28 protein-coding genes are annotated in these 25276 nt (G+C 37.5%); 26 read left to right on the top strand and 2 right to left on the bottom strand.

The features are described from left to right. The first annotated feature begins 5 nt into the window (after positions 1-5). From I5M32_RS04945 to I5M32_RS04835, 23 genes are all read left to right on the top strand, one after another. Positions 6-209, top strand: a complete 204-nt coding sequence (locus I5M32_RS04945) for a hypothetical protein (RefSeq protein WP_200585079.1) — start codon at positions 6-8, stop codon at positions 207-209. Beyond that, positions 206-640, top strand: coding sequence for a PIN domain-containing protein (locus tag I5M32_RS04940; protein WP_200585078.1), 435 nt, complete (start codon positions 206-208; stop codon positions 638-640). The genes I5M32_RS04945 and I5M32_RS04940 overlap by 4 nt, the downstream gene beginning before the upstream one ends. Positions 641-658: 18 nt before the next feature. Next, positions 659-2029 carry a glutamate-1-semialdehyde 2,1-aminomutase gene (gene hemL, locus I5M32_RS04935; RefSeq protein ID WP_200585077.1) on the top strand — a complete coding sequence of 457 codons (1371 nt, stop codon included), beginning with the start codon at positions 659-661 and terminating at the stop codon, positions 2027-2029. Position 2030: 1 nt separating this feature from the next. Further along, entirely contained in the window at positions 2031-2900 is an 870-nt protein-coding gene (locus I5M32_RS04930) for a sensor histidine kinase (RefSeq protein ID WP_200585076.1), read from the top strand. 11 nt (positions 2901-2911) lie between these two features. After that, on the top strand, positions 2912-3616 hold the full coding sequence (locus I5M32_RS04925) for a response regulator transcription factor (protein WP_200585075.1): 705 nt from the start codon (positions 2912-2914) through the stop codon (positions 3614-3616). A gap of 189 nt (positions 3617-3805) precedes the next feature. Next, entirely contained in the window at positions 3806-4321 is a 516-nt protein-coding gene (locus I5M32_RS04920; RefSeq protein ID WP_200585074.1) for a tetratricopeptide repeat protein, read from the top strand. Next, the gene (gene hemE / locus I5M32_RS04915; protein ID WP_200585073.1) at positions 4318-5343 is read left to right on the top strand and encodes a uroporphyrinogen decarboxylase; all 1026 of its coding nucleotides are present in this window, start codon (positions 4318-4320) and stop codon (positions 5341-5343) included. The genes I5M32_RS04920 and hemE overlap by 4 nt, the downstream gene beginning before the upstream one ends. Before the next feature lie 281 nt (positions 5344-5624). Continuing rightward, positions 5625-6161, top strand: coding sequence for a CopD family protein (locus I5M32_RS04910; RefSeq protein ID WP_200585072.1), 537 nt, complete (start codon positions 5625-5627; stop codon positions 6159-6161). 90 nt (positions 6162-6251) lie between these two features. Further along, positions 6252-7508 carry a pyridoxal phosphate-dependent aminotransferase gene (locus I5M32_RS04905; protein WP_200585071.1) on the top strand — a complete coding sequence of 419 codons (1257 nt, stop codon included), beginning with the start codon at positions 6252-6254 and terminating at the stop codon, positions 7506-7508. A gap of 398 nt (positions 7509-7906) precedes the next feature. Next, positions 7907-8281, top strand: coding sequence for an NADH-quinone oxidoreductase subunit A (locus tag I5M32_RS04900; protein ID WP_200585070.1), 375 nt, complete (start codon positions 7907-7909; stop codon positions 8279-8281). Between the two features lie 119 nt (positions 8282-8400). Next, complete coding sequence (locus I5M32_RS04895) at positions 8401-8943, top strand: NADH-quinone oxidoreductase subunit B (protein WP_200585069.1); 543 nt, start codon at positions 8401-8403, stop codon at positions 8941-8943. Next, positions 8943-9446 (top strand): NADH-quinone oxidoreductase subunit C, encoded by a 504-nt coding sequence (locus I5M32_RS04890; protein WP_200585068.1) that lies wholly within the window; start codon positions 8943-8945, stop codon positions 9444-9446. The genes I5M32_RS04895 and I5M32_RS04890 overlap by 1 nt, the downstream gene beginning before the upstream one ends. A gap of 9 nt (positions 9447-9455) precedes the next feature. Next, a complete protein-coding gene (locus I5M32_RS04885; RefSeq protein WP_200585067.1) occupies positions 9456-10691 on the top strand; it encodes an NADH-quinone oxidoreductase subunit D in 1236 nt (411 codons plus the stop codon). Then, a complete protein-coding gene (locus I5M32_RS04880) occupies positions 10684-11202 on the top strand; it encodes an NADH-quinone oxidoreductase subunit NuoE family protein (RefSeq protein ID WP_200585066.1) in 519 nt (172 codons plus the stop codon). The genes I5M32_RS04885 and I5M32_RS04880 overlap by 8 nt, the downstream gene beginning before the upstream one ends. A 321-nt stretch (positions 11203-11523) precedes the next feature. Next, a complete protein-coding gene (nuoF, locus tag I5M32_RS04875) occupies positions 11524-12888 on the top strand; it encodes an NADH-quinone oxidoreductase subunit NuoF (RefSeq protein ID WP_200585065.1) in 1365 nt (454 codons plus the stop codon). Between the two features lie 625 nt (positions 12889-13513). Beyond that, entirely contained in the window at positions 13514-14518 is a 1005-nt protein-coding gene (locus I5M32_RS04870) for a 2Fe-2S iron-sulfur cluster-binding protein (protein WP_200585064.1), read from the top strand. After that, positions 14518-15555: an NADH-quinone oxidoreductase subunit NuoH gene (gene nuoH / locus I5M32_RS04865; protein ID WP_200585063.1), complete on the top strand. Its 1038-nt coding sequence runs from the start codon at positions 14518-14520 to the stop codon at positions 15553-15555. The genes I5M32_RS04870 and nuoH overlap by 1 nt, the downstream gene beginning before the upstream one ends. A gap of 141 nt (positions 15556-15696) precedes the next feature. Continuing rightward, complete coding sequence (locus I5M32_RS04860) at positions 15697-16221, top strand: NuoI/complex I 23 kDa subunit family protein (protein WP_200585062.1); 525 nt, start codon at positions 15697-15699, stop codon at positions 16219-16221. 81 nt (positions 16222-16302) lie between these two features. Then, on the top strand, positions 16303-16806 hold the full coding sequence (locus tag I5M32_RS04855; RefSeq protein WP_200585061.1) for an NADH-quinone oxidoreductase subunit J family protein: 504 nt from the start codon (positions 16303-16305) through the stop codon (positions 16804-16806). After that, entirely contained in the window at positions 16799-17128 is a 330-nt protein-coding gene (nuoK, locus tag I5M32_RS04850; RefSeq protein ID WP_200585060.1) for an NADH-quinone oxidoreductase subunit NuoK, read from the top strand. The genes I5M32_RS04855 and nuoK overlap by 8 nt, the downstream gene beginning before the upstream one ends. A 16-nt stretch (positions 17129-17144) precedes the next feature. Beyond that, positions 17145-19046 carry an NADH-quinone oxidoreductase subunit L gene (gene nuoL / locus I5M32_RS04845; protein WP_200585059.1) on the top strand — a complete coding sequence of 634 codons (1902 nt, stop codon included), beginning with the start codon at positions 17145-17147 and terminating at the stop codon, positions 19044-19046. A gap of 22 nt (positions 19047-19068) precedes the next feature. Further along, positions 19069-20523, top strand: coding sequence for a complex I subunit 4 family protein (locus I5M32_RS04840; protein ID WP_200585058.1), 1455 nt, complete (start codon positions 19069-19071; stop codon positions 20521-20523). A gap of 8 nt (positions 20524-20531) precedes the next feature. Continuing rightward, the gene (locus I5M32_RS04835; RefSeq protein WP_200585057.1) at positions 20532-21914 is read left to right on the top strand and encodes an NADH-quinone oxidoreductase subunit N; all 1383 of its coding nucleotides are present in this window, start codon (positions 20532-20534) and stop codon (positions 21912-21914) included. 7 nt (positions 21915-21921) lie between these two features. Here the strand turns inward: I5M32_RS04835 and I5M32_RS04830 are convergent, their stop codons facing one another. After that, a complete protein-coding gene (locus tag I5M32_RS04830; protein WP_200585056.1) occupies positions 21922-22386 on the bottom strand; it encodes a DUF3368 domain-containing protein in 465 nt (154 codons plus the stop codon). Continuing rightward, positions 22376-22597 (bottom strand): UPF0175 family protein, encoded by a 222-nt coding sequence (locus I5M32_RS04825; protein ID WP_200585055.1) that lies wholly within the window; start codon positions 22595-22597, stop codon positions 22376-22378. The genes I5M32_RS04830 and I5M32_RS04825 overlap by 11 nt, the downstream gene beginning before the upstream one ends. A gap of 130 nt (positions 22598-22727) precedes the next feature. Between I5M32_RS04825 and I5M32_RS04820 the strand changes: the two genes are divergently transcribed. The 3 genes from I5M32_RS04820 to I5M32_RS04810 are packed head-to-tail and all read left to right on the top strand — an operon-like array spanning position 22728 to position 25273. After that, positions 22728-23399 (top strand): DedA family protein, encoded by a 672-nt coding sequence (locus I5M32_RS04820; protein ID WP_200585054.1) that lies wholly within the window; start codon positions 22728-22730, stop codon positions 23397-23399. Then, positions 23383-23931, top strand: a complete 549-nt coding sequence (locus I5M32_RS04815) for an inorganic diphosphatase (protein ID WP_200585053.1) — start codon at positions 23383-23385, stop codon at positions 23929-23931. The genes I5M32_RS04820 and I5M32_RS04815 overlap by 17 nt, the downstream gene beginning before the upstream one ends. Before the next feature lies 1 nt (position 23932). After that, positions 23933-25273 carry a hemolysin family protein gene (locus I5M32_RS04810; protein WP_200585052.1) on the top strand — a complete coding sequence of 447 codons (1341 nt, stop codon included), beginning with the start codon at positions 23933-23935 and terminating at the stop codon, positions 25271-25273. The last annotated feature ends 3 nt before the right edge of the window (positions 25274-25276 follow it).

Below are 25276 nucleotides of genomic sequence, written 5' to 3'. Positions count from 1 at the left end.
AGATTATGGTTATAGAGAGAACTAAAGACGAGGTTATTATCCGTATTCCGGCGGAAGATGATGTGGAAGGATTGCAAGATTTTATAGATTATTTAACTTATAGAGAAGCTACTTCTAAATCTAAGGCAACCCAAGCTGATGTGGATGCTCTGGCAAAGGAAGCAAAATCTAGTTGGTGGGCAGATAATAAACATCGTTTTAATAAATGAAGATAGTAGTAGATACTAACGTTGTTTTTAGCCTACTTATCAATTCTCAAAGCTCCATCGGCGAGATTTTTTTAGATTCAAGCAATCGATTTGAATTTTTTAGTACGACCTACATGAGGGTTGAGATTGTTAGACATTGGGAAAAGCTTAAAAAAATTTCCAATCTAAGTGAAGAAAATCTTCAACTTGCCTTATCAAAAATTCTATTGAAACTTAGATTTATTAACGAAGAATTAATATCAAATGAGACTTGGGTTCAAGCTGAAAATCTAGTGAACAAAATAGATCCGTTTGATATAGATTTTGTTGCGTTAACAATCCATTTAAAAGCAGATTTATGGACTGGAGACAAAGTTCTTTATAGTGGTCTCAAAAAGTTAAACTTTAAAAACGTCTTAAATACTAACGATTTAAAAATAATAAAAGGTTAAGATCTAAATCTTAAAAAAATGTTCGATTCTATTAAAAACATATTCAACCCAAAAGAAGAAAATCAATTGCCTTACGGCGATAAACCCGACATTTCGAGAGAGAAATCTGCTGAATTGTATAAAAAAGCGAAGCAATATTTCCCAGGTGGGGTAAACTCGCCGGTAAGGGCTTTTAAATCTGTTTATGGCACACCGCTATTTATAGAAAAAGGCGATGGCTGCCGTTTATGGGATGCCGATGGAAACGAATTTATAGATTTCTGCTGCTCTTGGGGGCCATTGATATTGGGGCATAACCATCCTAAAATAAAAGAAAAAGTAATAGAGGTAATGCAAAACGGGATGACATTTGGCGCACCCACGGCTTTAGAAAGCGACCTTGCAGAACTCATTGTAAAAAACAACAAATACATAGAAAAAATACGCTTTACAAGTTCTGGTACAGAAGCGGTAATGTCGGCAATTCGTTTGGCCCGTGGAGTTACTAAAAAAGATAAGATCATCAAATTTGAAGGTTGTTACCATGGCCATAGCGATGCACTTTTGGTAAAAGCGGGTTCTGGCTTGGTTACTTTTGGAGAAACTTCTTCCGCTGGTATTCCAAAAGCTTTCGCCGATGAAACCATTGTTATTTCATTGAACGATAAAGCGGCTGTTAAAGCAGCTTTTGAACAATTTAAAGATCAAGTTGCCTGTATAATCATTGAGCCTGTACCCGCAAATAACGGCTTGCTTTTACAGGATAAAGATTTTTTACAATATTTAAGGGAAATCTGTGATGAGAACAAATCGCTGTTGATTTTTGATGAGGTAATCTCTGGCTTTAGGGTAGGTTTTGATGGCGCTGCGGGTTATTATGATATTAAACCAGATATTATTACCTACGGTAAAATTATTGGCGGGGGTTTGCCAGTTGGTGCTTATGGCGCTTCGGCAGCAATTATGGCCAATATCTCACCAGAAGGCAGTGTTTACCAAGCCGGCACATTATCCGGTAATCCGGTTGCCATGGCTGGTGGGATTGCACAACTCACAGAATTGGCAAAATCTGGTTTTTACAAAGAGCTAAACACCAAAACCGAAGATTTCACAAATGCCATACAGCGTTATGCGAGTTCTAAAAACTATAAATTTAAGGTTTTTCGGATAGGGTCTATTTTCTGGTTTGCTTTTACAGATCTAGAAAAAATACAAACATCAGAAGCAATTGATCCCGCAAGCATGGAAAAATTTAAGATGATGCACAGAGAGCTACTAAATAGAGGGGTTTATTTGGGTCCATCTGGTTATGAAGTTGGTTTCGTTTCTGCGGCACATTCTAAGATAGATCTAGAGAAAGCCAAAAGAGCTATATTTGAATGTTTAGATATAGTTTTTAGAAATAAATAAAATGTCATTTAAACCCATTACCATATTTTACGCATTGGTTTGCTACGTTTTTGCCCAACTTTTTTGGTGGGCTACGCTTTTGATAGAACTCAATCCAGAGAGAAGAAGCATGGTTTTTGGGGAAGGCTTTGTGTTTGTTTCTTTGATGGGTTTTGGCATGTATAAATTGCACAGGGCTATCAATAGGGAAAAAAGAATCAACGATCAACAGAAAAACTTTTTGCTTTCTGTAACCCACGAGTTGAAATCGCCTTTGGCATCCATAAAACTTTATTTGCAAACCATCCATAAAAGAGAATTGGATAGAGAGCAGCAAAAGAATTTTATAGGTAAATCTTTATTGGATATAGAGCGGTTGAACGATTTGGTAGAGAATATGCTGTTGGCAACCAAAATCGAAAATAAATCTTACTCATTCCCAAAAGAAAAACTCAATCTTTCAGATCTGGTAGAACAAATTGTTTCTCGTTTGCAAATTCATGTTTGCAGCAAAGAAGCGATCATTACTTCCATAGACGCCGATGTTTACATATCTGGAGACCAATTTGCCATGGCTTCTGTTATTACCAATTTGATAGAAAACGCCGTTAAATACTCGCCAGAATGTGTGCCGGTACATATAGATTTGCATCAAAAAGAAAATGGGAAAGTATGCTTTAAGGTAGCAGATTTAGGCATAGGGATCTCTGATGATGAAAAAAGCAAGATATTTAATAAATTTTATAGAGTAGGTAGCGAAGAAACCCGCAAAACTAAAGGCACCGGTTTGGGTTTATTCATTGTTAAACAAGTGCTTGACCATCATCAAGCGCAAATAAAAGTTAAGAATAACCAACCAAGAGGAACGGTTTTTGAAGTTTCTTTTAATTAAAGAAAAAAAATATGTCTGTAAAGCAAAGAATTTTATTGATGGAAGATGAAGAACATCTTCTTGAGGCCATTAAATTAAACCTAGAAATGGAAGGTTTTTTTGTGAGGGCCGTTACCGATGGTAAAAAAGCCCTAAAAGTTTATAAAGAGGAGAAATTTAACCTCATCATTTTAGATGTGATGGTACCAGAAATCGACGGTTTCCAAGTGGCAGAAACCATCCGTTTAGAAAACAGTGAGGTGCCCATCATGTTTTTAACTGCCAAAAATACATCAGAAGACAGAATTACAGGGCTTAAAAAAGGAGCCGATGATTATTTGACCAAACCGTTTAATCTGGAAGAATTGATTTTAAGGGTTAACAACCTCATTAAAAGAAGCATGAAAGGAGATGATCTTAAAGAAATCAATTCTTATAAAATTGGCGATAAAACCATTTACTTTAATTCTTTTGAATTGAAGAACGATGATGGAACCATTACCGCTTTAACCAAAAAAGAAACCATGCTCTTGAAGCTTTTGATAGAGCGTAAAAATGAAGCGGTTTCTCGTGAGCAAATCTTGGAAACCGTTTGGAACTATGACGTTTACCCATCCACAAGAACCATTGATAACTTTATCCTTACGTTTAGGAAATACTTTGAGCCAGATCAAAAAAACCCGATATATTTCCATTCTATCCGCGGTGTAGGTTATAAATTTACCGACGGTCATTGATTAAAGATTTTTAAAATTTAGGATTAGAGGTTTTTTTAATAAGAGGGTTTGATCGTGAAATATTTACTTGGGCGTTTTAACACGCTTTCCGCTATATCTTTTTTTCAGAAAAAGAAAAAAAGGATGTCGCTTCAATCGTTAACGCAAAAATCAACTGTATTAAAAACACTTTTCTAACCCTTAAAATTAATGTTTACAAATCAAGCTAGAATCTTAGTTTGCGTTGCCCTGTTTTTGGTAGCGGGATTGGCTGCATTTTTTAAAGTTTACGAGATTTCCGCTTTAAGCCTAATGTTTGTAGGCGTTGTAGTTTGGGGTTATTATAAAGAAGGACCTTTGGTTTTAGCGGCCAAGCAGTTCAAATTAAAAAATTACCAAAAATCTTTGGAGCTTTTATTATCCATTAAAAATCCCACACATCTTAATAAAAGAAAAAAACCCTATTACTATTTTCTTTTGGGAAGTATTGCAATAAACCGACTGGATTATGAAAATGCCGAACTAAATTTGGGGCAAGCTGCCATTGGTGGTTTAAGGGCTAATGATTTGGGTGTTGCATTGATGCACTTGGCAAATATCAGCCTAAGAAAACAGGATAGGGAAAAAGGTATGGTTTGGATAAACCAAGCTGAAAAATTGCCCTTAACGGCTAAATATAAAAGTATTTTAAGTAAAATAGAAAAAGAATTACGCAAGATCAAATGATGGATTCCTTATTTTTAAAAGCAGCATTTTCAGAAAAAACAGAACGCCCACCGGTTTGGATGATGAGGCAAGCAGGACGTTTTATGCCCCAATATTGGGAGATAAAGAACAAATATTCTTTTTTGGAGATGTGTAAAACACCAGAAATTGCCGCAGATGTTACCATGTTGCCTGTTGATTTATTAGGGATTGATGCCGCCATTCTTTTTTGCGATATTTTGGTAACCGGCGAAGCCATGGGTGGCGATCTGGATTTTATCCAAGGTGTTGGCCCCAAGTTTTCCAACCCGGTAAGAAACGCGCAAGACATCGAGAATTTACAAACAGATGTAGGCGATAATTTGCGATATGTTGCCGATGCCATAAAAATTATTCAGCAACGGTTAAATGGTGCAATCCCATTAATCGGTTTTGCGGGCGCACCTTTTACAGTAATGAGTTATTTGATTGAGGGCGGTTCCTCTAAAGATTTTAAACTGACCAAACTTTTTATCCATAACCAGCCAGAATTAGCACACAAACTTTTAAGCAAAATTGCAAAGGTTACCATTGATTATCTTAACTTACAGATTGCTGCCGGTGTTAATGCGGTACAACTTTTTGATAGTTGGGCATTGGCTTTAAGTTGGGATGATTACATAGAATTTTCTCATAATTACAACAAAGAAATCATCTCTAAATTAAACAGGAAAGATATTCCTGTTATCTCTTTTTGCAAAGGAAGTTCTGTTTTTGCACCTTTAATGGCACAAGCAAAACCAGATGTGGTTTCTATAGATTGGAATGCCGATTTAAAAAACATCAAACAAATTTTACCCGCCGGTATGGCAGTACAAGGTAATTTAGATCCACATATTTTATACGCAGAAAAACAGGTAATTAAAGATAGAATTCATCGTTTATTTGAAAAAATGCGTGGCGAAGAAGGTTTTATATTTAATTTGGGCCATGGTATTATGCCAGATATTCCTTTCGATAACGTGAAATATGCGATTGATGTGGTTAAGGAGTTTAGGTATTAGTGATGCTTTATATTAAGTTGTATTCGGTAATCTGTTCTTTTTTAAGAAGTATTGGTTGTAATCGGATTTTTCTTGTTTAACGGCGAGTTGTTTTCGGTGTTCGGTTGCTTGTAAATTTATTAGCTGTAATCTGATAATCAAAATACTTAGCTAACTATACATCACAATTAAACTAAAAAAGATAACAGAATATTGATTACAAAAAACCAACTCAAGAACCGATTACTGGCTAAAATTAAGAATCAGCACAAAAACTGAATACAAATAATCAACAAACTATAATGTACAGATACATTCTCGCCATTCATATCATCTTTGTTGTCAGTTGGATGGCCGGGCTGTTTTATATTGTGCGTTTGTTTATATATCACACCGAAGCAAACCAGAAACCCGAGCCAGAAAAGAGCATCCTACAAAAGCAATTTATAGTGATGGAAGCAAAGCTTTGGCATATCATCACCACGCCCGCCATGTTGCTTGCAGTTGGCGCAGGCTTAACCATGCTTTATCTCAACCCGCTATTGTTAGAAACCGATTGGATGTGGGTAAAGTTAGCTTTTGTTGCAGGATTGCTAGTGTATCATATCATTTGCGGAAATATCATCACTCAACTAAAAAGGGGTAAATTTTGGATGACGAGCACTCAACTTCGCTTTTGGAACGAGTTGGCCACCATATTCTTAGTTGCCATTGTTTTTACGGTAATCCTAAAAAATGCCATCGATTGGATCTATGGCTTGGCAGGTCTGATCGTTTTTGCCTTGATAATCATGAGTGCGGTTAAATTATATAAAAAATCTCGGCAAAAAACGCTTTAATCTTATATAAGAAGCATTTTTTAGCAATCGCTCATTAATTCAATCCCTCATTCTATTTATTTACCTTTGCATCCAAATAAATAATAAAACATGAAAGTATCTGCATTAGCACAAACCTTACAAAGCTCAGAAATTATAAAAATAGCCGGCGAAGTAAACGAAATGAAAGCTAAAGGTATAGAGATAGCCAACTTAACCATAGGCGATTTTGACCCTCAACTTTTCCCAATCCCTCAAAAACTAGAGGATTGTATCGTAGAGGCTTATGCAAATCGTCAAACAAATTATCCTACTGCAGATGGCGTTGCAAGCCTTCGTAACAGTGTTTCAGAATTTATAAAGCAACACCAAGGTTTAGATTATGATCCAAAATCAGAGATTTTAATATCGGGCGGTTCACGCCCTTTAATTTACGCTACATATTTGGCTTTGGTAGATAAAGGCGACAAAGTGGTTTATCCCGCCCCATCTTGGAACAATAATCACTACGCACATTTATTAAGCGCCAATGGTGTTGCAGTTCCAACTTTGCCGGCGCATAATTTTATGCCCACTGCTGCCGATTTAAAACCACATCTAAAAGGCGCAACTTTATTGGCTTTATGCTCACCGTTAAATCCAACCGGTACTTTATTTACCGCCGAAGATTTAAAAGAGATTTGCGAAGCCGTTTTGGCAGAAAACCAATCTCGCAAAGCAGATGAAAAACCTTTATATATACTTTACGATCAAATTTATTCGCAACTAACTTTTGGCAACCATCAACATGTAAACCCGGTAACATTGGTGCCAGAAATCAGGGATTACATTATTTTTATTGATGGCGCATCTAAATGTTTTGCCGCAACGGGCGTAAGGGTTGGCTGGGGCTTTGCTCCCGCAGAAATAATCGCTAAAATGAAAGGAATTGTTGGGCACATGGGTGCATGGGCACCAAAGGCAGAGCAAGTTGCAACAGGTGTGTTCTTAAAAGATAACCAAGCGGTTAGCAAGTATTTGGGCAACTTTAAAGAAACCATTAAAAACAGTTTAGACACCTTATATAACGGTTTAATCGATTTAAAAAGAGAAGGTTTCGCTATTGAAGCAATCGAGCCAATGGGCGCAATTTATTTGACCATAAAAATTGACTATGTTGGCAAAACAACAGCAGATGGAGAATTATTAGACACGCCAGCGAAGTTAAATTTCTACCTTATTAAAGAAGCGAATATTGCATTGGTTCCATTTTCTGCATTCGGTACAGAAGATATGTGTTGGTATAGGGCATCGGTTGGTGCTTGTTCAGCAGAAGACATCAAAAATAAAATCCCTCAATTAAGAGAAGCATTAAGTAAATTGAAATAAGAATTTATAAATATTGATTTGGGCGTTCGGGCGGTTCGCCAGCTGGCGGATATGTCTTTTTTGCTTATCCTTCGACTCCCTCTTCGACTCCGCTCAGATTGACAAATCTCTGGATGACAAAAAAGTCTTCCCGAATTACAGGCGGGGATGTCACTTACATCCCTTACGCAAAAAAACCATTTGATCAACTTAACCCTTATATATTCCGAGACCTCCGGGTCCGGGGGTTAAACTCCTATTCAAATAAAAACGCTGTTCGTTTAAACTTGGTGTACCCAAAAAATCAACCCCTTTAGCCTCATTCGTTAATCATCGGCAAAAACAATCTCAACAAAACTGTTCCTTTAAATTTTTCTTATTGTACCGTTTACACTATATTTGCACCTTTAATCAAAAGCATGGAAACAGTTAGTACCCCAATTAATTATTTACCCATCATTTTGCAATTGGTTGTGGCCTTAGGCTTTGTTGCCTTTACCATGGTTTTAACCCATTTAATTGGGCCAAAACGCAAAACCACCGATGTAAAATTAACCGCTTTTGAGTCTGGTATAGAAGTAATTGGTAATGCCCGTCAGCCTTTCTCCATAAAATATTTTGTAGTGGCCATTATCTTCGTTTTGTTTGATGTGGAGGTAATCTTTATGTACCCTTGGGCGGTAAACTTCCGCGAATTTGGCTTAAACGGCTTAATAGAGATGTTCATTTTTATGGGAACCTTGCTTTTGGGTTTCATTTATGTAGTAAAGAAAAAAGCCCTAGAGTGGGATTAAAATAGAATAGTTATAAATAAGAAGCAGTTCCTCAAATCAATGTAAATCTTGATAAATTTGAGGCATAAATAAAACATCAAAACACCTTTTAAGTTATACTATAAAAGGAGATTACATTTATGAGTGATATTAATTTAGTTGAGGCTCCGGCCGGTGTAGAAGGATCTGGTTTTTTTGCCACCTCCTTAGATAAAGTGATAGGGATGGCAAGGGCAAATTCTTTATGGCCTTTACCTTTTGCAACTTCTTGTTGCGGTATCGAGTTTATGGCCACAATGGGCTCTCATTATGATTTTTCTCGTTTTGGTTCAGAGCGGCCATCATTTTCTCCTCGCCAGGCAGATTTACTGATGGTAATGGGAACTATCGCCAAAAAGATGGCTCCTGTTTTAAAGCAGGTTTATATCCAAATGGCCGAGCCACGTTGGGTAATTGCCGTTGGTGCCTGCGCAAGTAGCGGTGGTATTTTTGATACTTATTCTGTTTTACAAGGCATTGATGAGATTATACCTGTAGATGTTTATGTGCCGGGCTGTCCGCCCCGCCCAGAAGCTATCATCAACGGATTTAACAAAATACAAGATCTGGTAAGAAGCGAATCTTTAAGAAGAAGAGATTCTCCAGAATATACAGCATTATTAGCAAAATACGGTATCCAGTAATGGGAAAGATGGCTAATCAAGAAATAAAGGATAAATTAATTGCCAAATTTGGCGAACAAATTACCGCACCCTCAGAACCTTTTGGTTTGTTAACGTTTGAAACTTCCGTTAACATAATTTCAGAAGTGTTAACGTTTTTAAAATCAGATACAGAGCTTAAATTTAATTATCTAACAGATATTACTGCGGTTCACTATCCAGAAAAAAAAGATGCGCTGGGCGTAGTTTATCATTTACATAGTTTAACCAATAATGTTAGGATAAGGGTAAAAGTTTTTATCCCTACCTCAAACCCGGCAATCCCCACCGCTACCACACTTTGGGAAGGCGCAAATTGGATGGAGCGCGAAACCTTTGATTTCTTCGGGATCAACTTTGTAGGTCATCCGAATTTGGTAAGGATTTTAAATGTAGATAACATGACGGTTTTCCCGATGAGAAGAGAATACCAGTTAGAAGACCCAAACAGAGTAGATAAAAAAGATTATTTCTTTGGACGTTAAGACAATTTAATGAGCAATTTTATAACAGAAACAACGCCAAACAGACCGGTTTATAATGATAATGATCCTCAAGGAGATTTATCGACATTAAACTTGGGGCCAACGCATCCTGCAACACACGGGGTTTTCCAAAATGTTTTGCAAATGGATGGCGAGCGCATTGTAAGCGGTGTTTCTACCATTGGGTATATCCATAGGGCTTTTGAAAAAATCGCAGAACACCGTCCGTTTTATCAAATCACAACGCTTACAGATAGAATGAACTATTGCTCATCGCCGATCAATAACATGGGCTGGCACATGACGGTAGAAAAACTTTTGGGTATAGAGATGCCTAAGCGTGTAGATTACCTGAGGGTTATTGTAATGGAGTTGAGCCGTATTACAGACCATCTGATTTGCAATGGAATCTTAGGCGTTGATACCGGTGCATTTTCTGGGTTCCTTTATTTGATGGAAGAGCGTGAGCATATCTACGAGATTTTTGAAGAGATTTGCGGCGCAAGATTAACAACCAATATTGGTAGAATTGGAGGTTTTGAACGTGATTTTAACGATATAGCCTTTGCCAAAATCGAAAAGTTTTTAGCAAAATTCCCCCCTGTTTTAAAAGAATTTGAAGCATTATTTAATAGAAACCGGATTTTTATAGAACGCACATCAGGCGTTGGTGCCGTTGATCCAGAAACCGCATTAAATTACAGTTGGAGCGGGCCAATCTTAAGGGCAACAGGCGTAGATTATGACGTAAGGGCAAACGAGCCTTACTCTTCTTACCAAGATTTTGATTTTGAGATCCCGGTAGGTACAACCGGCGATGTTTATGATCGCTTTATTCTTCGTAACGAAGAAATGTGGCAAAGCTTAAGGATTATTGAGCAAGCTATGGAGAAATTAAAAAAAGAACCGAAAGGGATTTTCCATGCCGATGTTCCAGAATTCTATTTGCCCCCAAAAGAAAAGGTTTACAACAATATGGAAGCTTTGATCTATCACTTTAAAATTGTGATGGGCGAAGTAGACACCCCAAAAACCGAGGTTTATCATGCGGTTGAGGGTGGTAACGGAGAATTAGGTTTTTATTTGGTTAACGATGGCGGCAGAACGCCATATCGTTTGCACTTCCGCAGGCCAAGTTTTATCAATTACCAAATGTATGCACCAATGAGCCGTGGAATGTTGTTGTCTGATGCAATTATCAATATGTCTAGTTTGAACATTATAGCAGGAGAATTAGATGCTTAGCGTAACAGAAATAGAAAAACAAGAAATAACTTTTTCTGCCGATTTGTTAAACAAAATGGGCGAAATTGTCGGTCGTTATCCCGAGGGAAAACAAAAATCTGCTTTACTGCCGATTTTGCATGAAGTACAAGCGGTTTATGGATGGGTAAGCCCCGAAGCTATGGATAAAGTTGCCGATTTTTTAGACCTACAATCCATTGAAGTTTATGAAGTAGCTACTTTTTATTCCATGTATTTCTTGAGACCCCAAGGCAAATATGTTTTAGAGGTTTGTAGAACAGGGCCTTGTTGTTTAGTTGGTGCCGAAAAAATAATGGATTACATAGGCGAAAAATTAGGTGTTAAAGAAGGCGAAATTACTACTGATGGCTTATTTAGCTATCGTGGGGTAGAGTGTTTAGCGGCTTGCGGTTATGCACCGGTTTTACAAATTGGGCCAGAATATACTTTTTACGAGAATTTGACCACAGAATCGGTGGATAGGTTGATTGAAGAGTTGAAGAATAGGTAGTATTGAGTAGTGAGATTTGAGTATTGGGAGTCTTGCAAAGGGTTTAAAAAGTTGTACTAGTAAAAAGAAGATATTTTAAGAAATAGAAAAGGAGATTTAGATGAGCGGACTTATTAGGTCTCATTACTCAATACTAACATCTCAAATCTAAAAAATAAATAATAAGGTAAAACGAAGGAAGATTTGGAAGAGCGGAATATAATGGTCGCAATTCTCAATACTCACTTCTTATATCTAAAAAAAGAAAGTAGATGATGAGTTAAGATTTTGCGACTGTAAAAGGTCTCAATACTCAATACTCAAATCTCAAATCTAATAAACATGGGTCGCAAATTATTATTAGAACATATTAACGTACCGGGCATCAACACCTTAAAGGTTTACCGTGAAAAAGGCGGCTATAAGGCTGTTGAGAAAGCTATCAAAACCATGTCAACAGATGATTTGGTAGAAGAAGTGAAGAAATCTGGTTTGCGTGGGCGTGGTGGCGCAGGTTTTCCTACCGGGATGAAGTGGAGCTTTTTGGCAAAACCAGAAGGCGTTGCCCGTTATTTGGTTTGCAATGCAGATGAGTCTGAGCCAGGAACTTTTAAAGACCGTTATTTAATGACACATATCCCTCATGCTCTAATTGAGGGAATGATTGTTTCTAGCTTTGCGCTAGGGGCAAATACAAGTTACATTTACGTCAGGGGAGAAATGATGCCTCAAATCCGTATTTTAGAAAAGGCAATTGCCGAAGCTAAAGAAGCAGGGTTTTTAGGTAAAAATATATTGGGAAGCGGGTACGATTTAGAACTTTACGTTCAGCCTGGTGGCGGTGCATACATTTGTGGTGAAGAAACCGCTTTGCTAGAATCTTTAGAAGGCAAGAGGGGAAACCCAAGAATTAAACCTCCTTTCCCTGCAATTGCTGGTTTATACGGTTGCCCAACCGTAGTTAACAATGTAGAATCTATTGCTGCGGTTGTTCCAATCGTGAATATGGGTGGCGAAGAATATGCGAAGATTGGAATTGGTCGTTCTACAGGAACCAAATTGATTTCTGCTTCTGGTAATATCAATAAACCAGGGGTTTATGAAATTGAACTAGGGATTACCGTGGAAGATTTTATTTACTCTGATGAATATTGCGGCGGGATTGCAAACGGAAAAAGATTAAAAGCCGTAGTTGCTGGGGGTTCTTCGGTGCCAATTTTACCAGCAAACTTAATAGTGAATTTGGCAAATGGCGAGAAACGCCTGATGACTTATGAATCATTGTCAGAAGGTGGTTTTGCTACCGGAACGATGCTAGGTTCTGGAGGTTTTGTAGTTTTAGACGAAGATCAATCTATAGTAAGAAATACTTGGAATTTTGCCCGTTTCTATTCACACGAATCTTGCGGACAATGTTCTCCTTGTCGGGAAGGAACCGGATGGATGGAAAAAGTTTTGCATCGTTTGGTAAACGGAAAAGGGAAAATGACCGATATGGACTTATTGGTTGATGTTTCTAAGAAAATAGAAGGAAATACCATTTGCCCTTTGGGCGATGCTGCTGCTTGGCCTGTTGCAAGTGCAATCCGTCATTTTAGGGATGAGTTTGAATGGTACGTGAATAATCCAGAATTATCACAAAAACAAAATTATGGTTTGGCACATTACGCCGATCCGTTGCCGCCGATTGCGGCAGTAGAAGCTTAGGCTTCCTCCCCGCTCAACCTAACAATAAGATTTGTTAAGTTGAAATGGAAGGAGCCTGAAATACATCGTAGTGTCGAGGCAACCAGACCTGTCCGATTTGACGGGCGGGTATCACACAAATTGTAGCCACGCAATGTGGCAACTAAATATTGAAAAGGAATTGAAATTATTCGTTCGTCATGCTTAGCGGAGTTGAAGCATCACATCCTAAAAGTAGTCATGTGAAATAGCTACTCAGCAAGTGAGATGTCTCCTATCTTCGACATGACGGGACGGAACAGAAAGAGAATTTGCTTTAGGGATTGAAGCGACATCCCCCGCCTGTAATTCGGGCAGGCTTTTTTGTTGTTCTGAGATTTGTCATTCTGAGCGGAGTCGAAGAGGGAGTCGAAGAATAAGACAAAAAAGATATATCCGCCAGCTGGCGTACCGCTTAAACGCCCAAAAAGCATTGTTGATGCAACCCTCGGGTTGCCTTAAAAAAGTAAATAACCCACGGGTTGCCATTAAAAGAATAAACAACCCACGGGTTGTCTTAAAAAAAAGAATAAACAACCCTTGGGTTGTCTTAATAAATAAACAAACAACCCAAGGGTTGCGAATCAAACAGTTTAAAAATTTAAAATTGGCTGATAAATTTAAAGTAACAATAGACGGAATCCCAACGGAAGTAGAAGCGGGGACAAGTATTCTGAACGCTGCTCGTCAGATTGGTGGAGACATTGTGCCTCCAGCCATGTGCTATTACTCCAAGTTGCAAGGTAGCGGCGGCAAATGCCGTACTTGTTTGGTAAAAGTGAGCAAAGGTTCTGAAAAAGACCCTCGCCCGATGCCTAAATTAGTGGCTAGTTGCCGTACAAATGTGATGGATGGGATGGAAGTGCAAAATATTACCTCGCCAGAAGTTGTTGAAGCAAGAAAAGGCGTGGTAGAAATGTTATTGATCAATCACCCATTAGATTGCCCAATTTGCGATCAAGCGGGCGAGTGCCATTTACAAGATTTAGGTTATGAACATGGCGCAGAAGCTACCCGTTATGAGTTTGATCGTAGAACTTTCCAAAAAATAGATATCGGCGATAAAGTACAATTGCACATGACGCGTTGTATTTTATGCTATCGTTGTGTTTTTGTGGCCGATCAGATTACAGAAAAGCGTGTGCATGGTATTTTAGGACGTGGCGACCATGCAGAAATCTCTACCTATATAGAAAAAGCGATTGATAACGATTTCTCTGGAAATGTGATTGATGTGTGCCCAGTTGGTGCATTAACAGATAAAACTTTTAGGTTTAAAAACAGGGTTTGGTTTACAAAACCGGTTGAAGCGCATAGAAATTGCCCTACTTGCAGCGGAAAAGTAACGCTTTGGTATAAAGGCGAAGAAGTTTTGAGGGTTACCGCAAGAAAAGATGAGTTTGGCGAAGTGGAAGAGTTCATCTGTAACACTTGCCGTTTTGATAAAAAAGCCACAAATGATTGGGTAATCGAAGGGCCAAGAAATGTTTCTCGTCAATCGGTTATCAATTCTAATCATTACGATAAATTACAACCGGCACAAGTGGTAAAGAAAAACTTGGAGCTAATGGAAGCGAATAAAGAACAATTTGAAAGGGCAACTAAATTTTAATGGAACTAGCATTTATAATTGAAAAATTAATTTTAGTAACCATACTTTTTGTGCTTACATTAAGTATCGCAGCTTATTCTACTTGGGCAGAACGTAAAGTTGCGGCATGGTTGCAAGATCGCGTTGGGCCAAATAGAGCCGGTATTTTTGGTTTATTGCAGCCTTTGGCCGATGGGGGTAAAATGTTTTTTAAAGAAGAGATTATTCCAAGCGGATCTAATAAATGGTTATTTATAGCCGGTCCTTCGTTGGCATTATTGGTTTCTTTTTTAGGTACGGCGGTTATTCCTTTCGGACAAAATATAGAACTTTTTGGTAGGGTTGTGCCATTACAGGTTACCGATATTAACGTGGGTATCTTGTATATTTTCGGGGTAGTGTCTTTGGGAGTGTATGGGATCATGATCGGTGGTTGGGCTTCTAACAATAAGTATTCTTTAATGGGCGCTATCCGTGGGGCTTCTCAAAATATTAGTTATGAAATTGCAATGGGGCTTTCAATAATTGCATTATTATTGGTTACCAATACTTTAAGCTTCAAAGAAATTGCAGAACAGCAACATGGCTGGCATTGGAATATCATTTATCAACCTTTAGGGTTTATCATATTTTTAGTTTGTGCATTTGCAGAAACCAACCGTGTACCTTTTGATTTACCAGAGTGCGAGACCGAATTGATTGGTGGCTATAACACAGAATATTCTGGCTTTAAGATGGGAGCATATATGTTTGCAGAATATATCAATATGTTTGTTTCTTCAGCGGTAATGGCAACGCTTTATTTTGGCGGATATAATTACCCAGGAATGGATGCTGTAAATAGTGCATTGGGAGCAACCTGGGGGCCGGTTATTGGTATTGTGGTAATGTTTATGAAGATTATTGCATTCATCTTTTTCTTTATGTGGGTACGTTGGACGGTTCCACGTTTCCGTTATGATCAATTGATGGATCTAGGATGGAAAGTTTTAATTCCGTTGGCAATTGCCAACATCGTAATTACAGCAATAGTAATTACCGTAGTAGATAAATTATAGTGTCAGGCTGAGCTGAAGCCTCCACTCGCTATTGACATTTCGACTCCACTCAATGTGACAAAAGCGGAGGAGACCAATAAAAATACATTTCGACTTCGCTCAATGTGACAAAAGCGGAGGAGACTAAATAATTAAGTGATTATGGAATCATTAAGCGGTAGGAAAAAAGTATTAGAGCAAAAACCGATGAATTTTTGGGAGCGGATGTATTTGCCTGCCATCCTCAAAGGAATGGGCATTACTTTTATGCACATGTTCAAAAAGAAGGAAACCATTCATTATCCAGAACAAGAGCGTGAGTTTTCTGAAAACTGGAGGGGGATGCACTCTTTAAAACGTGATGAAGAGGGAAGAGAACGTTGTACAGCTTGCGGTTTATGCGCATTATCTTGCCCTGCAGAAGCCATTACCATGATTTCTGCCGAACGTGAAAAAGGGGAAGAACATTTATACAGGGAAGAGAAATACGCCGCCGTTTATGAGATAAATATGTTACGTTGCATTTTTTGCGGTTTATGTGAAGAGGCCTGCCCCAAGGAAGCCATTTATTTAGATGGCCCAATTGTGCCTGCAGATTATTTACGCAAGGATTTTATTTACGGGAAAGATAAATTGGTAGAAATGCCAATTAAAGAATTGGAAGCCCTAAAAGGAGCAACCGTTTAGAATTGGTATTTATTAATATATTTTGAGCAAAAATTTTACCTTTGCGCAAACATTTAAAAAAGGTTTTGCATAGCAAACAATATGAGTTTATTTTACTTTGTTGCATTTCTTTCTATACTGTTCTCGCTTTTAGTGATCTTCACTAAAAACCCAGTATATAGCGTGTTATATCTTATCGCAACTTTTTTCACTTTTACCATACAATATATTTTGCTTAACGCCCAATTTTTGGCGGTGGTAAACTTTATCGTTTATATGGGTGCAATTATGGTGCTTTTTCTATTTGTGTTAATGTTGATGAACTTAAACAAAGAAACAGAGCCTGTTAAATCTAATTTGGTAAAAATAATCGGGGTAATAGCAGGGGGTACTTTATTGGTTACCTTGGTAGGTTCTATCAAGGCTTTGCAAACATCGGCGGTAAGCCAATTACCAAACTCTAATATTGGCTTAGTAGCAAATTTAGGGAGGGTTCTTTTTAGCGAGTTCCTGTTACCCTTTGAACTTTCTTCTCTATTGTTGCTTTCTGCAATGGTTGGGGCAGTTTTATTAGCTAAAAAAGATAAAAGAACTCAAAATGGATAATATCAGCGCAACAATTCAAGTAGTTCCACTTAATCATTACATTTTATTATGCGCCATTATTTTTACAATAGGCGTAATTGGCGTTTTGATCAGAAGAAATGCAATCATCATTTTTATGTCGATAGAACTGATGTTGAACTCCGTAAACTTGTTATTGGCGGCTTTTTCTGCATATAGCGGAGACGCTTCGGGGCAAGTTTTCGTGTTTTTTATTATGGCTTTGGCCGCCGCCGAAGTTGCCGTGGGTTTGGCAATTATTGTGATGGTGTATAGAAATACCAGCTCAATAGATATAAATATTTTGAACAGGTTAAAGTGGTAATTTTTTATAAAGCTTGATGATAGATTTAGTTTGGTTAATCCCTTTATTCCCTTTTATCGGATTCTTGATTTGCGGTCTGGGCAGAAATCTGTTCCCTAAAGCGGTTATCGGTACGGTGGCAAGTTTGGCCGTAATCGCTTCTTTTGCAATAAGTTTAGGCATTTTTTTTCAATTTGATAGCGCAACGCCTATCGTTATCGATTTTTTTGATTGGATAAAGGTTGGCGGTATAGACATCCCTTTTTCTTTCCAGATAGACCAACTGAGCATTTTGATGCTGTTGATCATTACCGGAATTGGGTCCTTGATACATATCTATTCTACCGGCTATATGAGCCACGATGCAGGTTTTGGGAAATTCTTTTCCTACTTAAACCTCTTTGTTTTCTTCATGTTGCTGTTGGTTTTAGGATCAAACTATGTCATCATGTTTATAGGATGGGAAGGCGTTGGTTTATGTTCTTATTTACTCATAGGCTTTTGGTTCACAAATGGTGCTTTCGCCGATGCTGCCAAAAAAGCTTTCATCATGAACAGGATTGGAGACTTAGGGTTCTTAATCGGTGTGTTTTTGATCATCGCAACCTTTGGGAGCGTTTCATTTGCCGAGATTTTCCCCAAGGCACAATCCATGATTTCTGGCGATGCAACCTTAACTTTGATTACCATTTTGCTGTTTATAGGTGCCACAGGTAAATCTGCACAGTTGCCATTATTTACTTGGTTGCCCGATGCAATGGCGGGCCCAACACCGGTTTCTGCATTGATCCATGCTGCAACCATGGTAACGGCAGGTATTTACATGATCGCCAGATCAAATATTTTGTTTACGCTTTCTCCAGTAACCATGAGCATTATTGCCGTGATAGGATTGGCAACGGCCATTATTGCAGCCATTATTGCGATAACCCAAACAGATATTAAAAAAGTATTGGCCTATTCTACGGTATCCCAATTGGGGTATATGTTTTTAGGTTTAGGCGTTGGGGCATATACGGGGGCTTTCTTCCATGTTTTAACCCATGCTTTCTTTAAAGCGTTATTGTTCTTAGGGGCAGGCTCTGTAATCCATGCCATGAGTGACGAGCAGGATATGCGTAAAATGGGGGGCTTAAAAAGGAAATTACCCATTACATTTTTTACCATGTTGATGGGAACTTTGGCTATCTCTGGTTTGCCTCCTTTTGCAGGTTTCTTTTCTAAAGATGAAATTTTAGCTCACGTTTACGAGCATAACAAAATCCTTTGGATTATTGGAGTTTTGGGTGCGATGTTAACTGCTTTCTATATGTTTAGGATGATGTTTCTGACTTTTTGGGGCAATTTCCGCGGAAGCGAAGAACAAAAAAGCCACTTGCATGAATCACCACTTTCTATGACCATCCCTTTGATCGTTTTAGCGGTACTCTCTGTTATTGGCGGATTTATTGGAGTACCAGAAATTTTTGGCGGATCACATTGGTTGGCAGGTTATTTAGCACCCGTGTTTGAGGGATCGGGAACAAGAATGTCTGAGTTGGCTTTAAGCCATTCAACAGAATGGACATTAATGATCATTTCTGTTGGAGGCGTTGTTGCTGCAATTATTTATGCCTACATCAAATATATTAAAAACAGCCATGTGCCAGTTATGGATAGCCAGCCCCGCTCGGCTTTAGCCAAAATATCTTACAACAAATTTTATTTTGATGAGTTTTATGCGGCAATTATCCAAAAGCCTTTAGATGCAATATCTGGCTTTTTCTTTAGGATCATAGAAAAATCCGGCATTGATGGCGTTGTAAACGGTTTAGGAAAAGGTTCTATAGAAGCGAGTAAAGGGCTTAGGTTATTACAAACCGGAAACGTAGGTTTCTATATTTTTGCCATGGTAATTGGGGTTGTAGTGTTGTTGCTATACAGTTTTTTAAAGTTTTAATGTTCTGAATTAATAGAGATAGATGAATTTGTTATTCTTATTGTTTTTTCCTTTAGTTGGTTCATTAGCCTGTTTGCTAAATAATAGAGCGGCTAAGCAAATTGCTTTGGTTAGCTCTTTAATTACTTTAGCTTCTGCAATAGTACTTTTATGCAATTTTACACCAGATGCCAGTCGTCAGTTTGTGGTAGATTATCCTTGGATTTCGCAATTTGGGATTCATTTTAAAGCAGGTATCGATGGCATTAGCATGATCATGGTACTTTTAACCACAGGCTTAATTCCTTTGATCATTCTTTCGTCTTTCAACAGAAATTTCAATAATTCTTCTGCACTATATGCTTTGGTGCTTTTTATGCAATTTGGTTTGCTGATCGTATTTACAGCGCTAGACGGGTTTTTATTTTATGTAGGCTGGGAAATTGCCCTCATCCCTATATATTTTATTTGTGCCATTTGGGGAGGCGCAGATCGTATCCGTGTAAACATGAAATTTTTCATCTACACTTTTGCAGGTTCTTTGTTTATGCTTTTAGGCATTATCTATTTGCATTTACAAACCCCAGGAAACACCTATGATATCGACGCTTTTTACTCGTTAAATTTAGATGCTGCAAGTCAGGCATGGTTGTTTTGGTGTTTCTTTATCGCTTTTGCGATAAAAATGCCCATTTTCCCTTTCCATACTTGGCAGCCAGATACTTATACCACTGCCCCCACAATGGGAACTATGCTTTTGGCGGGCATCATGTTAAAAATGGGAATTTATGGCGTAATCAGATGGTTAATCCCAATCGTTCCGATCGGTTTTATGGAGTGGAAACAACTAGCCATCATCTTATCCATCATCGGGATTGTTTACGCTTCCATCATCGCTTTTAAGCAAAAAGAAATTAAGCGTTTGGTTGCTTACTCTTCCATTGCCCACGTTGGTTTGATCGCTGCGGGTATTTTTGCATGGAATGCCGCAGGTGTGCAGGGAGCAATGATCCAGATGTTAAATCATGGTATCAATGTAGTAGGTTTATTCTTTGCCATGGATATCATCATCAATAGATTAAATACGCAAGATTCTTCACTAATGGGCGGGATCGCCAAAATAGCCCCAAAATTTGCCATCGCTTTATTGATCGTGATTTTAGGAACGGTTGCCCTGCCTTTAACCAATGGTTTTATCGGAGAGTTTTTACTACTAAATGCAGTTTACCAGTATCAGATTTGGTTTGCCGCCATTGCTGGCTTAACCATTATTTTCGGGGCTGTTTATATGTTGAGGATGTACAAGCATGTAATGCAAGGCGAATTGAACGAATTAACTTCATCATTTAAAGATATTAAAGGAACAGAGGTTTTGGTAATGGGGATAATATGTGCTTTGATTATCGTTATTGGGGTTTATCCAAAACCGATTTTAAACATATCTGCAGCAGCAGTTGATACGTTGATAGCCCAAGTAAATAATAAATTAGCATTTTAAATAAAAGAATGAACTCTTTAATAGTTATATCAATTTTAGCCATTGTAGTTCTTTATATAGGATTGTTTAAGGCAAAAAATGCTTTGTTGCCTGTTACCATTATCGGCTTAATTGCTGCATTGGTGCTTTCTATTATGGAATGGAATTCTGGGGCATCGCCTATTTACAGCGGCATGATGCTTTTTGATAATTTTGCCGTTGCTTTCTCAAGCTTAACCATCGTTTCTACTATTCTCATTTTATTGCTATCTAAAAACTACTTCGAGAAAATCAGTGAAAACGTGGCAGAATACTATACCATCATTCTTTTTGCCCTTGCGGGGATAATTGTAATGGTTTCTTACCATAACATGGCAATGTTATTTGTTGGTTTAGAAATCATGTCGGTAAGCCTTTATATCTTAGCAGGGATTAAAAAAAGAGACTTTGCATCAAACGAAGCCGCATTGAAGTACTTTTTGATGGGCGCTTTCTCAACGGGCTTTTTGTTGTTCGGTATCGCCTTAATCTACGGGGCATCACATTCATTTGATCTGGATGTGATCAAACAATATGTTATTGATAGGCCAACCGGAATTGACCCTATGTTTTATGTGGGAATTGTTTTAATGATCGTTGGTTTAAGTTTTAAAATTGGTGCGGCTCCATTTCATTTCTGGACTCCCGATGTTTACGAAGGTTCGCCAACCTTAATTACGGCTTTCATGTCAACCGTAGTTAAAACTGCTGGTTTTGCTGCGTTTTTAAGATTGTTTTCTGTTTGTTTTGCACCCTTGGCAGAAGATTTTTGGATGCCAACATTATTAGTGATTACCATATTGACCTTGTTTGTAGGTAATATTACAGCCTTATATCAAACCAACTTTAAAAGGATGTTGGCCTATTCTAGTATTTCACACGCGGGCTACATGCTGTTTGCCATTGTGGCTTTGGGCGCAACTTCTACCAATGCAGTATTTATATATGCAGCAGCTTATTCTATTGCTTCTATTATTGCTTTTGGTATTTTGATTTTGGTTAAAGAGCAAACAGGAGGGGAAAACTTTGAAAACTTTAACGGACTTGGTAAAAAGAACCCGTTTTTGGCCCTCATGTTAACTATTTCTATGCTTTCTTTGGCCGGGATCCCCCTAACAGCAGGTTTTATTGGCAAGTTCTTTATGTTCTCTACCGCCTTAGCACAATATCATGTTTGGTTAATTGTTTTTGCCATCATCAATGCTATAATTGGTGTTTTCTATTATTTTAAAGTAATAGTGGCCATGTATTTTAAAGAGGCAGAAAGAAAAGAACTAACTTCAACGTCTTACTATAAACTGGTTTTGAGTATATCAGCTATCGTAACCATTATTTTGGGTGTTTACCCTTCTTTGATCACAGATTTGTTTTAAAAGAATTTTAAATTTCTCCAGCACTTTCAAGAATCTTAACTATTAAATAATCAGAAATTCTAAAATTAGTCTTTTGGATTTTATCTAAGTAAGGTTTAATAGTTTGAATAACTTCGTTTTGCTTAGCCTCTAATAAAACACCAATTGTCCCCTTTACATTTAGGCCTAAACTTGAAGCGAATTTTCGAGCTTGCAAATCATCTATTACAATAAAACTGTGATTTATTTCATTGGCCAATGCAATTGCACTTGACTCTCCTAAGTCAACTATATTTTGAAAAGTTTTAATTAAATCACGATTTATCACATTCTGAATCGTAATCCAAGTTGGTAAATCTTCTTTGTATTCTGCAGCAATTTCTGTAGTTGTTACAACTTGAAGGTACAGTTTGTTTAATAAGGGTAAAGCACCAATTTTTTCTAATACAATAAAGCATCTTGCATCGATAATAACAATTTTATCATTTTCCATTCTTTAAATCTGCCATTGCAGAGGCATCAAGAAAATGGACATCATATTTGATTAATATCTCAGCAAACTCCCATTTTTTCATTTCGCACATGATTGCCGCTTCATTCAAAGTTAATTTTTCGGATTCATACAATTTAGCGGCAAGAAATTGAATAGTTTCATTTCTGCTTTCATTTAATGAGTCTGGCAAAGAAAGTGTTAAAGTTTTCATTATTATAAATATATGAAATCTTTCAATAAATATAAAAATATTGATGTTTATGAATCTGATCATAGATTTAATTTAAACTTCCCAATTCATTATAAAATTGCAATAATATTTGTAGTTTTATAAGATAACTATGCATGAATTCTGGGAAAACTTTACCAAGCTAATAGATGCTCAACAAATCATTCATAAAGGAGGGTTTTATCTAATACTGTTTGTGGTTTTTGCCGAGACAGGATTGTTTTTCGGTTTTTTTTTACCAGGAGATTATTTACTATTTTTGGCGGGCTTATTTGTTGCAACCGGCAGATTAGACGTTGGTATAGTGGTAATGCTATTAGGCTTGATTATTGCCGCTTTTGCAGGAAACTTTGTAGGTTACTGGTTTGGTTACCGTACCGGGCCAATGCTTTATAAAAGAAAAGACACCTTTTTTTTTAAGCAGAAATACCTGAGGGCAGCAGAGGTATATTACCGTAAACAAGGTGCTTTTGCATTAATAATGGGAAGATTTGTGCCGATTGTACGTACATTTGCCCCAATTATTGCAGGGGTTGTTAGGTTAGACTCCAAGAAATTTGTGCTTTATAATTTAATAGGGGCCATTTTATGGATCAACTCATTAACTTTATTGGGCTATTTTCTTGGGAGAGAATTTGAGAAACAGATAGAAGGATACTTAGGCTATATCATCATCGGGTTTGTTCTAATCACAACCATACCATTGATCATTGGCTTTTTAAGAAGAAACATAATTAATATTAAAGAAAAGAATCATTCAGAATTAGATGATAGAAAACAGTAATCATCCTTGGCACTCCATTTCCCCTGGCGTAAACTCTCCAGAGTCGGTAACGGCTATTATAGAAATACCAAAAGGATCAAAGGCAAAATATGAAATCGATAAAGACACGGGGCTTTTAAGGTTAGATAGGATATTGTTTTCTTCCGTAATGTATCCTGCCAATTACGGTTTTATACCACAAACTTATTGTGATGATCATGATCCATTAGATATATTGGTGCTTTGTTCTGCCGATGTTTACCCAATGTCTATGATCGAGGCTAAAGTGATCGGTGTAATGCACATGGTTGATAATGGGGAACAGGACGATAAAATTATTGCGGTTGCAAAAAATGATATGTCTGTAAATTATATCGATGATTTAAAAGAATTACCCCCTCATACCATGAAAGAAATAGTACGGTTCTTTCAGGATTATAAAGCATTAGAAGAAAAAAATGTTACCATAGAGCATCTTTTAGGCAAAAAATACGCTTATAAGGTAATTCAAGAAAGTATAGAATTGTACAATTCAACCTATAGAAAAAAATAAAATGGACCCCCACCCCCAAATTAGCGGTTTAAGCATTTTCTTAACTTTATTCTTAGTATTGTTAAACGGTTTTTTTGTTGCCGCAGAATTTGCTATAGTAAAAGTTAGGGGCTCTCAAATAGAAATAAAAGCCAAAACGGGAAGCAAGGTTGCCCAAATAGCCAAGCACATGACCTCGCACTTAGATGGTTATTTGGCAGCTACGCAATTGGGAATTACTTTAGCCTCTCTTGGTTTGGGCTGGGTTGGCGAAAAGGTAATGTCTAGTTTGGTGGCCGCTTTTTTTAGCTTCATAAGTCTTCCCATATCGGCAAGTTTAACAGAAACACTAGGCTTGATCTTGGCGTTTACCATCATCACTATTTTACATATCGTATTTGGTGAGTTAGCTCCTAAAACCTTAGCCATACAAAAACCCGTAGCAACAACCATGGCCATTGCTTTTCCTTTACAGTTTTTCTATATCATATTTAAACCATTCATTTATATTTTAAACGGTTTTGCAAACGTGATATTAAAACTTGTAGGTATAGATTCTGCAAATGCACATGAGGCAATACATTCTTCAGAAGAGTTACAATATCTATTAGATCAAGGAAAAGAATCTGGGGCAATAGATAAGGCAGAGCATGAGCTGATCAAAAACGTATTCGATTTTAATGAACGCGTGGTAAAAAACATTATGGTGCCACGGACCAAAATATCTGCCATAGAATTAACCGCCACCCAAGAAGAATTATTAGATTGTATCATTTCTGAAGGCTACTCCAGGATTCCCGTTTATGACGATACCATTGATAGGGTGGTAGGTATAGTACATGCAAAGGATATTTTATCTTTGATCGTAAAACACGGCAAGTTTAATTTGAACGATATTTTAAGGAAGCCTTTATTTGTGCCAGAATCTAAAAAAATCAACGATTTAATGGCAGAGCTAAAACTAAAGCGCATTCAAATTGCCATTGTTTTGGATGAGTTTGGCGGGACGGCGGGGATGGTAACCTTAGAGGATATTGTGGAAGAATTGGTTGGTGATATCCAAGATGAGTATGACGAGGAAAAGCCTTTAGTAGAAAAAGTTTCTGAAGATGAATTTATTGTAACAGCATCGGCCACGGTTTATGATGTTAACGAGTTTCTTCCACATGATTTGCCAGAAGACGAAGATTATGACACGGTTGCGGGCTTATTGAGCGAGATCTTTGGTAAAATCCCTGAAGTGGGAGAAACTAAAGACTTTAACGGCTATACGTTTACTATCCTCAAAAAAATTGGGCAGAACATAGAAGCCGTTAAACTTCAACTCATTATTGAAGAAGAAGAGCAAGTAGATAACCATTAAAAT

The organism is Pedobacter segetis (genome assembly GCF_016623585.1).
Classification (GTDB): Bacteria; Bacteroidota; Bacteroidia; order Sphingobacteriales; family Sphingobacteriaceae; genus Pseudopedobacter; species Pseudopedobacter segetis.
This window is presented reverse-complemented; position numbering and strand designations above follow the sequence as displayed.